Genomic DNA, 16,522 nt, shown 5'->3' on the forward strand with positions numbered 1-16,522 from the left:
TTGGGCTTAATGCCCAATAACAAAATAACTACTGAGTAATTTTTGCAGCCATTTTTGATTTCATCACTGAAAAATACAGTATTGGGATCACAATTAGCGTCAAAATGGTTGAGATAAAAATTCCGAAAATTAAGCTTATCGCTAACCCATTAAAAATAGGGTCGTCGATAATAAATAGGGCACCAATAATGGCCGCCATCGCGGTTAACATAATCGGTTTGGCTCTGACCGCGCCAGAGTGAATGACAGCCTGCTCTAATGGCAAGCCGGCAGCCGTTTGCTGGTTAATAAAATCGACCAGCAAAATCGAGTTTCGAACAATAATCCCGGCGAGTGCAATCATGCCAATCATTGACGGAGCGGTAAATTGCGCCCCTAATAATGCATGACCCGGCATAACACCAATAATGGTTAATGGAATAGGAGCCATAATCACTAAGGGGACGACATAAGACTTAAATTGTCCGACGACCAGTAAGTAAATCGCAATCATACCAACGGCATAAGCAATGCCCATATCTCTGAAGGTTTCGTAGGTGATTTTCCATTCGCCATCCCATAAAATGGCCACATCAGTTAACCCATCAGGCTGGTTAACTAAATGTTGTTCAATAGGGTAATTAAGCTCGCCTTGTTCTGTTTCATGGTTAATTTGGCTCACCATGTCAAACATCCCATACAATGGACTACCCGTAGGGCCAGCCATATCAGCAACAACCATGATCATCGGGACCATGTTTTTGTGAACAATAGGTGCATCAATGGTGCGTTGTTTAACTGTAACCAGTTCGGTAAGGGCAATTTGAGCGCCGTTTTGACTTGCCACCCGCAATTGCAGTACTTGCTGTAAATTCACTTTTGCAGCTTCATCGACTTGTAAGCGAATTGGTGTAGGGTGCTTACGTTCAGGTATGTGCAAATAACTGGCGTCATTGCCATTAACTGCACTGTTAATCGCATCGATAATGCTGCTGTAAGACACGCCAAGTAAACGCGCTTTACTGCGGTCTATCACGACTTGCCATTGCTGTTGTTGAGCGGGTAAGAAGATGTCCATATCGACAACATAATCAGTATTTTTAAACCGCTGTAATAAGTCATTGGCGGCTTGCTCTCGTAATTGTGTTGTTGGAGCATACACTTCCGCCACAATAGGTGACCACACCGGTGGTCCAGGGGGCACTTCAACAATTTTTACGTTGGCGTTATATTGCAAGGCAATACGTTGTAAGGGTTCACGTACTGATGATGCAATAGTGTGACTGTCGCGATCGCGGTGCTTTTTATCCACCAAATTGACTTGAATATCGCCTAGTTCTTGGCTGCTGCGTAAAAAGTAATGTCTTACCAAACCGTTAAAATTCATCGGTGCATGAGTACCAGCGTAAAGCTGAATGTGCTCAATTTCTTCAACGGTTGTCAGGTATTGACTTAACTCTTGCAGTACACGCTGAGTTTGCTCAACTGGCGTGCCCTCAGGCATATCAACCATTACTTGAAACTCAGACTTATTATCAAACGGCAGCATTTTGAGCACTACCGCTTGAAATACCGGTAACGCCACGGCAAATGCAATAAGCAACGTGATAACAAGCATTAATCCTTTACGGGCTTTAGAGGCATGTTCACCGATTAAAAATGGACTCATTAACGTTGTAAAAAAGCGGGAAAGTGCCGTTTCTTGTTCGGTATTATGATCATCATTGCTGTGATGTTTATGTGGTTTGAGCAAGTGACTACTTAACCAGGGGGTCATGATAAAAGCAATTAACAATGATATCAGCATACCCATACTGGCATTAATAGGAATAGGGCTCATGTAAGGCCCCATCAAGCCTGACACGAACGCCATCGGCAGTAACGCCGCGATAACAGTGAACGTTGCTAGAATAGTAGGGCCACCCACTTCATCGACAGCATGCGGAATAAGCTCGCTGATGGATTTATTACTGAGTGCCATATGACGGTGGATATTCTCAACCACCACAATGGCATCGTCGACCAAAATCCCGATGGAAAAGATAAGCGCAAATAACGAGATACGATTTAAGGTAAATCCCCACGCCCACGAGGCAAACAAAGTGATCGCGAGGGTAATGATAATTGCAATACCCACCACCGCGGACTCGCGAACTCCCATAGTGAACAGCACTAATAGCACTACAGCAGAAGTCGCAAATATCAGTTTAAAAATAAGCGTGTTTGACTTGTCACCGGCGGTTTGGCCGTAATTACGTGAGATAGCCACCTCAACATTATCAGGGATCAGCACATTATTGACCGCCTCAACTTTGGCCAACACTGCATTGGCAATATCGACGGCATTTTGGCCAGCTTGTTTACCGATGGCAATGGTTACTGCGGGGTAACTGCCTTGTTGATTAACATGCCATACACTTTGTTTAGGAATGTCGCTTTGTAATTGAATGTCGGCAACATCTGCCAAATACACTACGCCAGCAGCGCCCTTTGTGGTGGCTTGATTGACCTTGATTAATAAATTCTTTACATCATCGATATTGCGTAAAAACTCGCCGGTTTGCAGTTTGATTTCTTGATTGTATTGCGTGAGTGACCCTAATGCAGACGTCTGATTATTGTCTTGTAACGCGCTGCTGATGTCGGTAAATGTGATGCCATAACTGTTCATCTTGATGGGGTCTAAGCGCACATTTAACACCAACTCATGTTGGCCCTGGCTGTATATCTCGCGGGTGCCAGGGATCCGTTTAAGCTCCGTTTCTACCACAGAGGCTACCGAGGTTAGCTGCTCCGCTGTCATGTTAGGGTCTTTCGACCATAAAGTGAGTCCGACAATCGGCACATCATCGATACCACGAGGCTTGATGAGCGGTTCACCAATTCCGGCAGCATAATTAAATTTATCACTATTGGAATATAACTGGTTGTAGAGGTTAACCACGGCTTCATCTCGCGGTACACCGACATCAAAAATCGCAATAATTAATGCCCCGTCAGGTTGCGAAAATGAGTACAGGGTATCAATGCCTTTAATTTCTGAAATAATCTGTTCAGCCGGAAGGGTAACTTGGTTTTCAACTTCGGTTGGCGTAGCGCCAGGATAAGGGATGAATACATCGGCAAAGGTCACATCGATTTGCGGCTCTTCTTCCTTAGGGGTAATGATGACGGCAAAAATACCTAACAATAACCCCAATATGGCTAATAAAGGCGTTATTGCACTGTGTTGAAACGCACTGGCGATTTTGCCTGAGATGCCTAAACGAGATGAGCGCTCTGAAGGTGACATAAATTACTCCTTCACCTTGGTGACATTGGCATTAATTAAGTATTGTGCCGCGTCGATGATGATCTCATCCGATGGCATCAAACCCGATAACACTTCAGCTTGTTGTTTGGCGCTATCCATAAACCCTAATCGTACTTGGCTGAGTACAATTTTGTCACCGTTTTTACGGTATACAGAGGTGAGATCACCTACCTGATGAATCGCAGACATTGGCACCATTAAGCTTGGTTGACTCGTTTGCTCAAACAATACTTTTACCCATTGCCCAACAAGGTGGTCGGTGTCGTTTGGGTTAATAAAATTGACGCGTACAGCATGGCTGTGAGTGATCGGGTCGGCAAAGTTAAATGGATTGATATCGTTCGCCTCAATGACCTTGCCGTTAGCTAATTGAATGCGGATATTCTCAAGTTGTTGAATGCTGGGTAAATCTTGCTGTGATACTTGAAACACCGCTCTAAGATGTTGAGTGTCGTAACCAGAAAACAGTGCCTGACCGTATGAAATGGTTTCGCCTTGTTCGACAAAACGCTGGGTAACACGGCCACTAAAAGGCGCACTGACAATCGTGTAATTTAAGCTTTCGTTGGCTTTAACAAGCTGAGCTTTAGCACTGCTTACTGCTTGTGCGGATGATTTTGCTTTTGCTGTTGCTTCATCCATCGCCCCTTTTGATATGGCACCTTTGGGAAATAATTCTTTATAACGCGTGTACTGTGCTTGAGCTTCACTGTTTACGGCTTCGGCTTTTGCGAGTTCTGCCTCTGCGCCTGCCAGTCCTGCACCCTGTTCTTTATTGGTAATTTCAAGTAATGCAGCGCCTTGAGGTACCAAATCATTCACATCGTAATGAATATTAATAATTCGACCAGAGGTTTGTGCTGATACCGTAGCCGCTTTAACTGCTTCTACTTTTGCGTCAAATACGCGTGGCTGTGCATGAGTAGAATATTGTATTGTCAGCGTATCAAATGCTTCAGATGCCGCAAATATCGGAAAAGAAACCGCAGTGCATAGTGCACCAATAAGAGAGAATGACGTGAGTAAGCGAGACATAATGGTAGCACCTATATAAAGTCTATAAGAAAATTCTAATGGACTTTGGTTTTTTACGCAATAGGTGTATTAGAAAAATTTATATATTAGTCCTAATAGATATAAAAAAACCGCCAATTAAAGGCGGTTTAGTTGGATAGATCAGAAGTGGTAAACCCTATTAGTGTTTACCACTGCTGCATGTTAGGCATTTAACATGCCGACAGGCTTAAAAACTGTAGTTGTACTGCACTGAGTAATACACCGCATTTGAGCGAGTTTGTGCTGAAATCTCGCTGTCTAATCCCGGTACCATAGGCAGGATGGCACTGTTTTCTAATACGGTAACATCTTCACCGCGCACAAATGCAATGCCAAAATCAATGCTAGATTGATTGGTTAAATCATAGCTAACGCCGGCGGTATACCAGGTGCGATCAGAATCTGGGATTGACAATGATGAGTGCTGATCAACAACACCTTCATCTGAGGCAATACCTGCACGTAATGTCCAATCTTCTGTAAGATTGTAGGTCGCGCCTAAACTTAAGAACCACGAGTCTTTCCAGTGGTATTCTTTTAAGTCAGTTTGCGAAACACCGTTGTCGCCGTCGATCACTTCTATGCGGTCAAACTTGCTCCAGTTAGTCCATTGTGCGGTGTAATGCACTGCAAAATCATTGGTTAGCTGGTGAAAACCGGCAAACTGAGCAATATCGGCAATTGGGATATCAATTTCGTTATATTCTGAATAAGCATAATTAACATCACCCTTAGCGGTTAATGTTGGGCTTAAACGGTAGCTTAGGCTAAAACGATTATTTTCATTCATTTCATATACCACACCAGCAATACCGCCTAACGCCCAACCATCGGCTTCAACGTCAACAATACTGCCTATTTGTGGGTTTTCTGTGGTACGAGTCAACGTACCGCTGCCATATACGGCATCAAGTCCTAAACCTAAGCTCCACTGCTCGTTTATACGGTACGACACACTGGTGTTTAAGTTAATTGTAACCACTTCGGTGTTACCCAGTAAGTCTACCGGTGTTGGTAATGGCACAGCATTACCGCCAACGGTTGGCGTTCTGTCTGCTAATGCAGTTAAATCTGTACCTGTACCATAGTTACTAAATGCAGCGACACCAAAGGCCCATTTATCATCGATTGGATTAATATAATAAAAATTAGGAATGACTTTTGAGTCTGCAGCATCGTGTTCGCTGCCATAGTCAACAGCCTGGCCGCCGTATGAACCCGTTACATCAGACACAGACACATCGATATCGGCGTACACAGCACCTAGAGATAATGAGGTGTTATCAAATAATGCCATTGCTGCTGGGTTACGTGATAACACTGAGGCATTGTCGGCAATAACTGCATCGCCGGCCATTGCACGGCCAATGCCTGTTGCTGATTGGCTATTAAGTTGAAAGCCTGCAGCAGAAGCTTGAGTGCTAGCAAGTAATACTGCTGTAGCAAGAAGAGTCTTGTTGAACTTATTCATTATTATTTCCCATTTATTATTACTGTGACGAACAAGAATTAACTTGTTGGACCACTCACAGCGTAAAGTCTGGTGCATCTTAGGTAAGTGGTATGCCACTAACAACTCCGACCAGATGTTAGTTGTTGTTAATATTAAGTTAATTATGCTTTGTGACTGTGTCCTAGGTGTTTGATAGCATGGCAGTATATGTAAATACGCTTCACTCACATTTTTAAGAAATACATTAATTAAAAAACATTCATTTGTACAAAATGTAATATAAACGTTAAAAAACAAGAGGGTAAATAAGCTGGTGGGAAAGGAAACACAACCTCAGGGCGAGATTGTGTTTCCCAAGTGCAATTGTGTTATCCAAATGCGAATGGTGGATTAGGCGCTAATGATTAATTAAGCGCAAAGTCGTTAGCAAATTATGATTTTAACGCAGCATTAAAGTTATCAAAATCAGCCATTGTTTTAGGGGCAGGAGGTGACAGTTTACTCACCACAACGCCAACTAATGTGGCTAATAAAAAGCCCGGAACGATTTCATATAAATCGAATAAGCCGCCAGTAAGCTGTTTCCATACCACCACGGTAATCGCTCCAACAAGAATGGTTAATATTGCACCATTGCGGCTATAGCCACGCCAAAACAATGACATTAAGACCACCGGCCCAAATGCTGCACCAAAGCCTGCCCAAGCGTAGCTCACTAACCCTAGCACACTGCTGTCAGGGTTTAAGGCCACAATGCCAGCCACTAAGGCAATGGCGATAACACCAAAGCGTCCTACCAGCATCAGCTCTTTGTCACTGGCTTTAGGGCGTAACCATTTAAGGTAAAAATCTTCGGTAATCACACTCGAGCAAACCAGCAGTTGCGAGTCGATCGTGCTCATAATAGCCGATAAAATGGCGGCAATCAGTAAGCCACCAATCCATGGGTTAAAGGCAACATGTGCTAAGTTAATGAAAACCGTTTCTGCGTTTTCTAATGGCTCAGCGGCAAAGTACAAACTGCCAGCTATCCCAGTGGCCAAGGCGCCAACTAACGATAACATCATCCAGCTCATGGCAATACGACGAGACAGCACTAAATCTTTTGGATCGCCAATGGCCATAAAACGCGACAAAATATGCGGTTGACCAAAATAACCCAAGCCCCAAGCCAATAAAGACACTAAACCTAAAACCGTGGTGTTGTCGTTAATAAATGACAACATCTCAGGGTCTATTTGTTCAAAACCAACTTGTGTATCGGGCTGACTAAATATGGCTACGGGGACAATAATCAAGGCCAATAACATTAAACAACCTTGGAAAAAATCAGTCCAACTTACGGCAAAAAAACCACCAACAAATGTGTATGACACAATAATGAACGAGCCAATAATCAATGCGACGTTATAATCGAGACCGAAAACTTTTTCAAACAATATTGCGCCACCTACCATGCCTGAAGATGCATAAAATGTGAAAAACACTAAAATGGTCACAGCAGACACTAATCTTAATAAACCATGACTGTCGTTAAAACGATTTTCGAAAAAGTCTGGCAATGTGAGGGCGTTATCTGCCATTTGGGTGTAAATACGTAAGCGCTTGGCGACAAATAACCAGTTTAGCCATGCACCAAAAATTAACCCAAAGCCAATCCATGCTTCGCCTAAACCGCTGAGATAGACCGCGCCGGGTAAGCCTAGTAATAGCCAGCCTGACATGTCGGAAGCACCCACACTCAGTGCTGTTACGGCCGGGCCCATTTTCCTGCCGCCAAGTATATAGTCGTCTACCGTGTCTGTTTTACGATAAGCCCAGTAGCCTATGCCCATCATGAGGATTAAATATCCAACAAATGTAATGATGATTGGTGTTTGAATTTCCATATTTTCGTCCTGTAGATTATTTTTATGTCGCAATCCTAGCAGAACTTTGCGCTGGCTCACACTTTGATTTTTTCATGATCAAAAAAATCCGCTATTCAATGGAATAGCGGATTTTTAGTGATACAACTTCAGTGTTAAATAAAGGTGTTTTCGACTTCTTTTTTGACAAAATCTAAGTCAGATGCAGGCTCGCCAACAAGAACCATATAGGCATTTGCTGTTTGAAAGCTTTGTCCTTTGTATTGATTGTCTGCAAAGGCTTCTTCTAATACCATGCGACTTTCAGCAGGCACAATAAATAAAGTGACTTTATTACCTAATTCATCCGCCATCACCAAGTGCAGTGATTTTACCCCTTGGAAATCACAATATGAGGTGTAAAACACTCGTCCCGGTTGTTTGATGAATTTAGAGTCGCTCAGACCTTTTAGGCTAGCCAGTTTAAAATTAACATCATTAAAGCCTATGTCTTGTTCCATCACTAATGCTTTAGTTTCATGGTGAACGTGTGCTAATGAGTTCTCAGATAAATTCACTGGGGTAAACCGTAACATGCTAAAACTGACGCCCACGACAAAAGCAACCGATGCTGCCATGGCCATCATATATCGGCCACGCTTTTTGGTCTGTTGGTGTTGGCTTAATTGCTGTCGCAATAATAATTTATCAGCCAGTCCTTCAGGTACATCAATAGCCAATGCCTGAGTCAATTTTTGGTCAAATGCTTTTAGGTCTTTGACAAATTTAGCATCGTCTTCATTTTCAGCAAGGTGCGCTAAAAACTCGTCGGATTGATTGTTTGGATCGCCATATGCTTGACGACGAAATTGTAGATCATCCATTTGATTGACCTCTTACCTCTGGTGCTTCTAATGCTTCTTTTAATTGGTTTCTAGCTCTGAATAGGCGCGTCATGACCGTATTGCGGTTCAATTCGAGCATGTCGGCAATTTCATCGCCACTAAATCCACCAATCAGTTGCAATAACAAAGGTTCTCGGTATTCGATATCGAGCTTACCTATTTGGCGACGAAGCCAATATTGTTCTGTTTGATCTTCATTACTTGACGAAAAAACATCTTCAAGTAACTCTTGTTCAACATCACTATAGTCAAATTGTTTGCGCTCAAAACGTCTGGCATTTTCCCGTCGTAAAATGGTAATGAGCCAGGCTTTTGCGGCTTTATCATCTTTTAAAGAATCCAAAGCACGCCACGCTCGTAAGAACGTTTCTTGAGTGATATCTTCTGCAACATGTTTATCTCCGCATAGCCAAAAGGCGTAACGGAAAATGTCGGTGTGAAGTGCCCTGACAAGGCTATCGTATCGTCGTTGTTTTGTTACCATGTCAGATAAGACCGCGACATCTGTCTTTTTCTTTCGTAGGGATCCGAACATTTTTTAACTTTTTCTAGTTAAACATGTCCAGTAGCTTAAAAAGCCCGAGCGGCAATAGCAAGATAAATCACCTCAGCACCATCGTTCATGCTTTACTTATCCGTTACTGGACACTGAGGTGAAAGACTAAGCCATTAAGGATTTAGGTCTGCGATGAGGGATGTTGATTTGGAATGAGGCTGCTCTTTATACGCCAAAATAGCATCCATCAATGATTTTTTATCCATCGCTTGAGGCTGACGGCTGTATTTGTCTGCTTGCAATTTATTAATGGCAAGGGCTAAGGCCGGTGATAATTCGCTGATTTGGCTTAAGGTCATGGTAGTACCACAGCGTTCGCTAAAATAGGCTTGTACTGCAGTAATGGCCGCGCTGCTGTCATTTCTGTCACATGCATGAATAATCGCGTTTAACCCTGTGGTGGCTGTTTTTCGTGGTGTATTCGCTTTTTTTGGGCTTTCATCTTGGTTGAACAAGTAACTTGCCGCCACTGCTCTGCGCCATAAGACGAGAGTGATTAACCACAGCACCGCAAACACAGCACTGACGATTGGCCAGTATTCACTGTTTGTTGTTGGAGTGAAACTATCTGCTGCGGGAATATCGGTAGTGGTTGCGCTACTGCCAATCACTGTGATGGTGCGTTGTGGCAAGGTGGCAAACTGTTGCTTTTTAAGGTGCGGGTTCCACCATGGCACGCGAATTTCAGGTAGGACATACGTGCCAGGTTTTGTTGGCACTATGGCAGTCGTCAGGCTGTATTGCGATACCACTTGATTGTCGCGCACAAAAGTTTGTCTAAGCGGTTTTTCTGGGTATGCTTTTAATCCTTCCGCTAGCGGAATATCAATATCGGGCAGGCTAGTGTCGTCAGTATTAGAGGCAATAAGGCTAATGGTACGGGTAATTGGGCTACCGACCTCAAATTCGGTGACATCTTCTGGCCAGGTTTCTTTTAACATGGCGATGTCGCTCACCAACCATTTACCTTGATAACTGGGTGGCGTTGAGTTGATTTGAATCACTTCACGCTCGGCTTCTGTTTGCATCGGTCTGCTTTCATTAAAGCCAAACATGCCACCACGACGCTGCGCTTCAACTAAGACATCACCGGAAAAACTTGCGCCATTGATGACAAGCTCGCCAGGCAGATCGGCAATAATGCCGTAGGTGCGCTCAATGACTCTAAAGCGACGTCCGTCGAGTATTTCACTGCCGTCTTTGTCTTCGCCAATTTGTTTAATTTGAGCGCCTTCAACGGCAGGGGCACTTAACACGCCACGCTGTAGCTCTACTGCCAGATACAATTTAACTTTGTATGTAATTAATTGGCCCACATACGCTTCAGAAGCATTGGTTTGTACTTTAATGAAGACATTTTGTACTTCATCTGCTGATGCGCCCGATGGCATCACTTTTAAGGCAATGGGTGTTGAGCTGACATCTTTGATACTAAATGCCGGGATGATGACAGTCCCGGTGGTTTTTGGTGACAGTAAGACTTGCCAGCGGGTTTCGCGCGTGGTGTCAAAGTTAACCATTTTAGTGCTGCGACCTACACTGGTTCTACCAACAATAAAATCATCAAGTAAGACGGATGTGTCGAGTGCACCGGCATTGAGATCGTCATCGGCCACGATATCCAATACAAAGTATTCACCTTCAGCCACGGGATTTCTATCGACGGTGGCTTGCACTTGGCTAAGTGCAAAAGCGGGTGAAGCAATAATAAATAGCAATAGGCTAAATAGAGTTCTGATTACCACTGTTCATTATCCTTTGACGGTTGACTATTTTGACGACGCTTTTGATATTCAAGCTGCATTTTGTTGCGAATGAGCACTTGTGGATCTTCGTTTATGGCTCGCAATGCCCGTTGCATATCTGCAGGTAAATCATTTGGATTCACTTGCGATGCTGAAATCACTTCAGAAGATGTTTCTGATGGTTTTTCTGTCGGCGCTTGTGGTGCTGCGTTTGCACTCATTTGCTGCTGTTGCTGATTAGCTTGCTCTTCGGCGGCTTCAGTTGCAGCTTGCATGCTGGCTTCGTTACTCAATGGTTCACTGTCGCTAGGCTGTTGGCCTGTTTGTTGTGACTGTGGATCATTTTGCCCGCTGTCGGCAGCAGATTGCTCATCTGACGCTGGGTTAGTGTCATTAGGCTGTTGCTCTTTATCCGCTTGTTGTTCAGAGCCTGATTGTTGCTGGTTATCTTGCTGTGAATCATCTGAAGCATTATTTTGTGGGTCATTGTTTTGTTGAACACTGTTTTGTGATTGATTGCTTTGTGAGTCATTAGTTTGCTCACTAGCATCATCTTGCGGCGATTGCTGTTGTTGATTGTCAGCATCGCTTTGTTGAGTATTGTCTGATTGCTGCCCATCTTGTTGATCGCCGGCCTCATCAGATTGTGATTGCTCAGACGATGATGAATTATCTTGGCTAGATTGATCTGAGTTTGAATCGTTTGATTGCTCACCTTCGCCAGATTGATCTTGATTTGACGATTGTTCTTGTTCTTGTTTTTGTTGGTCAAGCAGCTGCTTTGCTAACTCAAGGATTTTCTGTGCTTCACTAAACGGCGATTGTAATTCAATAGCTTGTTGATAACGATTAATGGCTTCTTGATAGTCGTTAAGCTGCATCAGCGCATTACCCTGATTATATAAACCATTGGCGCTGCTATCTTGCTCAAAACCTTCAAGAGCTTGCTGATAATCACCGGCTTTGTAATGAGCCGATGCCTGCCATAGAGGGTCTTTAAAGGTGTCAGCCGCTCGGGTGAAGTCGCCTTGTTCAAACGCCGATTGTGCTTGTTGATCTTGAGTCTGCCATAAATCTTGCCAAAGCGATGCGTGAGCAGGTTGGCTATTGATAGCCGTTAACCCCATTAGGCTGCCAAGTAAAAAAGCGGGATTTAATAGAAGTGTCAATAATCCCTGGCGAAAACTGATGAGCATAGGTAATACCAATAACATTGCGAGGTAAGGTCCTAAATCTTGCCAAGATTCACCGGCAAGTTCTGTTTCGGTGGCATCACCATCAATGGCTAACCAGTCGGTGAGAGTGTTGATATCGCTGCCGTCGGTTTGTGCGGGCACTAAAATCCCTTGGTGTTGTTGAGCTAACTTTTGCAATAAACCGTAATCTGTTTTAGCCACCACCACTTCATTGCTGTTGTCGCGCAGTAATTGGCCATCACCTAAACTAATTGGCGCACCTTGTTTACTTCCAAATGCCATAATGGATAAGCGGTAGCGGCTATTTTTTAATGCTTTAGCGGCTTGATTGAATTGGGCATCTGACACTCCGTCGGTCATTAAAATAATATCACCACGTACATGTCCGCCTTGTACCAGTAGATTTTCGGCAAGTGTCAGTGCTGAAGAGAGGTTAGATCCTTTTGTCGGCATAATCTCTGGTGATAGTGTCGGTAATAAATTAAGAATGGTAGCCGTGTCGCGGGTTAAAGGACTGATGGTATATGCATCACCAGCGTAGGCAATAAGGCCGGTTTCACCTTCTTTTAACTCTGCTAATAAGTCAGTGGCTCTAAAGCGCGCATAGGACAAACGATTGGGACTTAAATCGGTGGCGTACATCGATAATGACATGTCCATGATCAACACTCGGCCTTGCTCTGTCGCAAATACGGGTAAGTTTTGTTTATTAACAGCAGGTCCCGCTAAGGCAATAACCGCGATAATCCAGCACGCGATTAACAACCATTTAGGCTGGCTTTTATTGTCTGTACCTTGCGTAATTAGCAGCTGACTTAGATGAGGCGCGATGTATTGCTTCCACGCCGACTGCTGGCTGTGTCTGCGCCAAAACAATAAGCTGACTAAGGCTACTGGGAGTAGGGCAAACAACCACTCGGGTCGAATAAAATGCAACATAATCAGTTTGTCTCCTTGGTTTTAGGAGTAAAAACCGTTGGCCATTGCTGTTGTAACACAATGAATAAACTGATGAGCAATGACAATAATAAAGGCCAATAGAACAATTCACTTTTAGGGCGATAACTTAGTTGGTCGCGACTGACCGGTTCTAGTTTATCGATTTGTTGATAAATGCTGTTTAATTCTTCACTGTTGCGGGCTCTGAAATAATAACCATTGGTCATTTCGGCTAATTTTTTCAATTGCGTTTCATCTAAATCCATTGAGGGGTTAATACGCTCTTTACCAAAGATAGTGCGGCGTTCAAGTACTTCTGCACCGACACCAATAGTGTAAATGGTGATGTTACGCTTAGCTGCAATTTGCGCTGCCACTTCAGGTTCAATATTACCGGCGTTGTTTGAGCCATCGGTTAATAAAATTAATACGCGGTTACTCTCGTCGACTTGATCGAAGCGTTTTACCGCCAGTGCGATAGCTTCGCCAATTGCCGTTTGTTTACCGACTAAACCTATTTGGGCATCGTCTAAAAAAGTCGCTACTGAGCGTCTGTCTTGGGTTAAGGGTGCTTGCAAATAAGCATGATCGGCAAACAAGATAAGCCCGAGTCGGTCGCCTTTACGACGCTCAATAAAATCACTGAGTACGTGTTGAATTAAGGTAAAGCGATTAACGGTTTGGCCATTAATTTCCATGTCTTCAATTTGCATGCTACCTGAAAGGTCAACGGCCATCATTAAATCGCGGCCTTTTGAAGGCAACTCAATGGGATCGCCTAACCATTGCGGTCTGGCGATGGCAAGTAATAACAAGGTCCACATTACCCAGTAACGTTTTCGGCTTTGTTTATTTTTATGGGTATGAGTCACCGTGGTGGTTGTCGCAATACCGGGTATGTGTAAGTGTCCGCCGACATCAGTGGTTTTGGTTTGTTTTATCAAAAGTGGTAAAGGCAGTAACAGCAGTAACCATGGCCAATATAAAGCTAACATTAGGCCTCCTGAACATTATTGTTAAGCGTTAACGAAGCGTCGCTAAAGGTGTGTTTGTTGCTAAGCCATGTTTTTGCAAGTGACGCCAATTGTTGTTTTTCGTCCAACGTTAGACCACTGGCCTGGTGACGCTTAACCAGTAATGGGCCTATGATTTGCTGTTGTTTGTCAGGCAGGCGGGTATCTAACCAATCAAACCACGGTTGACCATTGAGTTTGGCTAGGTTTTCGCGAGGCAAATAAGTCATCGCGGTACGTTTAAGTAAGCTGTTGACCTGCGCGGCAAAGCCATCGTCGTTAATGTCGTATTGATTCAACAGGGTGAGTGCCATTCTTCTTGGCGCATGATATTGATATTTTTTATAAAGTTGATAACCAAGCCAAATCGCAACGGCAATAATGAATACGGCAATTATCCAATAACCGGGTGCGATTGGCATTGAGCTAATCTGTTCAGGAAGTTTGATGTCTTGCAACTGTGCTAATGGCGACGCATTGGCATCGGTTGTTATTGGCGGCATTGGCGAATTTGAGGTTGTCATTTAACGTAAAATATCCAATTGGGCACTGAGCGGTTTTGCTGCATCAATTAATTTAGGTTGTACTTTAATTAAATTCATTAGGTTAATAAATTGCTGTTGTTGTGATTGCTGGTTTGCCAACCATGCTTCATAGCTTTGGCGAGTTAACGTTAGCTGTTGTTGGCCATCTCGCACGGGTAAAGTGAACTGCTTGGGCAAAGCTAATGTGCCTTGCCTGAGAGGATCGGTGACCACAAATGCGCCTATATCACAGTGGCGAGATAGCTCTGTAAGCGGGGCTAAACACTGCTGATTAATATGTTGGCCGTCACTAATAATCCAAATCAATGACCCCGGCTTAGCAATACGTTGTAACCGCTGACACGCTTTAAACATATGGTCAGGGTCTGACACAAGCTGATTAATTTGGCTTAACTGTTGTTGATGAACGTCAATTAACCCTGAGGTTAACTGCAAAATACCCTGGCGACGACTGCGAGGTTTAAGTTCTAAATGAGTAGATTCACTGGCAATCAGTGCGCCTAGGCGGTCGCCATGGTTAATCGCATTCCAGCCTAGCGTAGTAGCAAGGTGAGCAATTTGCACAGATTGCAGTAGGAGTTGTGAGCCAAAATAAGCACTGTGGCTTAAATCTATCAGCAGCAGAATAGGGCGTTCGCGCTCTTCAACAAACAATTTTGTGTGTGCCACACCAGTACGCGCAGTGACACGCCAGTCAATAGTGCGGACGTCATCGCCATTTTGGTAATGACGTACTTCAGCAAACTCCATACCGCGGCCTTTAATCAGGCTACTACGATGCCCTGACAAGGCGGCTTTAGCCCGCGATTGACGATCGGGGATCGCCCGCGACAGACTTTGGCAGGCAATGAGTTCTTGCTCGGTGAGGTTCACACCATCGCTATAAAGCGGCAATGATTGAGTATCGTGAATCATAGCGCGAGTATACTTACTAATATCAACATGCAATTGCGCCTTTAAGGTACGGCTACTTGGCTAAGAATATGGTTGATAACCTGATCCGCTGTCACACCCTCTGCTTGTGCTTGATAGCTCAATAACAGACGGTGGCGTAATACATTAGGTGCAACGGCTTGAATATCTTCAGGTGATACAAAGTCACGGTTGTGTAACCACGCGCGGGCGCGGGCACAGCGCTCTAATGAAATAGTTGCACGCGGACTGACGCCATATTCTAACCATTTGGCTAACTCGGCGCTGTAACGTGCTGGCTGACGAGTGGCCATAATAATTTCAACGATGTACTGCTCTAGCGGATCGGCTAAATAAATCTCTAATGCTTGATCGCGCGCCGCAAAAACATCTGCTTGAGCAACTGGGTCGATTGTTGGCAGTTGATGCGTTTGTGCTTCTTTACGCGATTGACGCAAAATAAGGCACTCAGTTTCGGCACTAGGATAATCAAGGTTTAAGTGCATTAAAAAACGGTCAAGCTGCGCTTCAGGCAGTGGGTACGTGCCTTCGTTTTCTAATGGGTTTTGTGTCGCCATGACTAAAAAGAGTGGTGGTAATGGGTAACTGGTTTTGCCCACTGTCACTTGGCCTTCTGCCATCGCTTCTAATAATGCTGATTGTACTTTTGCCGGTGCACGGTTAATTTCGTCAGCTAAAATAAGATTATGGAAAATCGGCCCCGCTTCAAATTCGAATGTACCGGTTTGTTGACGATAAATATCGGTGCCAGTTAAATCGGCAGGCAATAAGTCTGGCGTAAATTGAATGCGATGAAACTCACCTTCAACCCCGTCGCAAAGTGCTTTAACTGCACGGGTTTTTGCTAAACCTGGAGGGCCTTCAACTAATAAGTGGCCATTGGCAATAAGTGCAATTAATAGGTTTTCGGTTAATACGGGCTGACCTAAGACAACAGTATCTAAATAGGCGCGCAGTGAGTGGAAACGACTTAACGGCATAGCTGTACTCAATTTATTTAGTTGGCATTGGGGTTATTGAAGCCTATGTTATGAATTCTATG

Annotated in this window: 12 protein-coding genes; all 12 read right to left on the reverse strand. The window is 44.0% G+C overall.

The window, feature by feature from the left end:
• Positions 1-28: 28 nt before the first annotated feature.
• Positions 29-3,271, reverse strand: a complete 3,243-nt coding sequence (locus ACROAE_RS11370) for an efflux RND transporter permease subunit (protein WP_432401783.1) — start codon at positions 3,269-3,271, stop codon at positions 29-31.
• 3 nt (positions 3,272-3,274) lie between these two features.
• Positions 3,275-4,327, reverse strand: coding sequence for an efflux RND transporter periplasmic adaptor subunit (locus ACROAE_RS11375; RefSeq protein ID WP_432401785.1), 1,053 nt, complete (start codon positions 4,325-4,327; stop codon positions 3,275-3,277).
• Between the two features lie 208 nt (positions 4,328-4,535).
• Positions 4,536-5,819, reverse strand: a complete 1,284-nt coding sequence (locus ACROAE_RS11380) for an OmpP1/FadL family transporter (protein ID WP_432401787.1) — start codon at positions 5,817-5,819, stop codon at positions 4,536-4,538.
• 413 nt (positions 5,820-6,232) lie between these two features.
• Positions 6,233-7,690 (reverse strand): sodium/proline symporter PutP, encoded by a 1,458-nt coding sequence (gene putP / locus ACROAE_RS11385; protein ID WP_432401789.1) that lies wholly within the window; start codon positions 7,688-7,690, stop codon positions 6,233-6,235.
• Positions 7,691-7,824: 134 nt separating this feature from the next.
• On the reverse strand, positions 7,825-8,532 hold the full coding sequence (locus ACROAE_RS11390; protein WP_160055596.1) for a DUF3379 domain-containing protein: 708 nt from the start codon (positions 8,530-8,532) through the stop codon (positions 7,825-7,827).
• Positions 8,525-9,088, reverse strand: a complete 564-nt coding sequence (locus ACROAE_RS11395; RefSeq protein ID WP_432401792.1) for a sigma-70 family RNA polymerase sigma factor — start codon at positions 9,086-9,088, stop codon at positions 8,525-8,527. The genes ACROAE_RS11390 and ACROAE_RS11395 overlap by 8 nt, the downstream gene beginning before the upstream one ends.
• A gap of 134 nt (positions 9,089-9,222) precedes the next feature.
• Positions 9,223-10,854, reverse strand: coding sequence for a BatD family protein (locus ACROAE_RS11400; protein ID WP_432401794.1), 1,632 nt, complete (start codon positions 10,852-10,854; stop codon positions 9,223-9,225).
• Entirely contained in the window at positions 10,848-12,992 is a 2,145-nt protein-coding gene (locus tag ACROAE_RS11405) for a vWA domain-containing protein (RefSeq protein ID WP_432401871.1), read from the reverse strand. Before ACROAE_RS11405 ends, ACROAE_RS11400 begins: the two co-directional genes overlap by 7 nt.
• Positions 12,992-13,984, reverse strand: coding sequence for a vWA domain-containing protein (locus tag ACROAE_RS11410; protein WP_432401796.1), 993 nt, complete (start codon positions 13,982-13,984; stop codon positions 12,992-12,994). The genes ACROAE_RS11405 and ACROAE_RS11410 overlap by 1 nt, the downstream gene beginning before the upstream one ends.
• Positions 13,984-14,526, reverse strand: a complete 543-nt coding sequence (locus ACROAE_RS11415; RefSeq protein WP_432401798.1) for a DUF4381 domain-containing protein — start codon at positions 14,524-14,526, stop codon at positions 13,984-13,986. The genes ACROAE_RS11410 and ACROAE_RS11415 overlap by 1 nt, the downstream gene beginning before the upstream one ends.
• Positions 14,527-15,462 (reverse strand): DUF58 domain-containing protein, encoded by a 936-nt coding sequence (locus ACROAE_RS11420; protein ID WP_432401800.1) that lies wholly within the window; start codon positions 15,460-15,462, stop codon positions 14,527-14,529.
• Positions 15,463-15,503: 41 nt separating this feature from the next.
• On the reverse strand, positions 15,504-16,460 hold the full coding sequence (locus ACROAE_RS11425; RefSeq protein WP_432401802.1) for an AAA family ATPase: 957 nt from the start codon (positions 16,458-16,460) through the stop codon (positions 15,504-15,506).
• Positions 16,461-16,522 lie beyond the last annotated feature (62 nt).

It is taken from the genome of Shewanella sp. MF05960, from assembly GCF_050849305.1.
Lineage (GTDB): Bacteria > Pseudomonadota > Gammaproteobacteria > Enterobacterales > Shewanellaceae > Shewanella.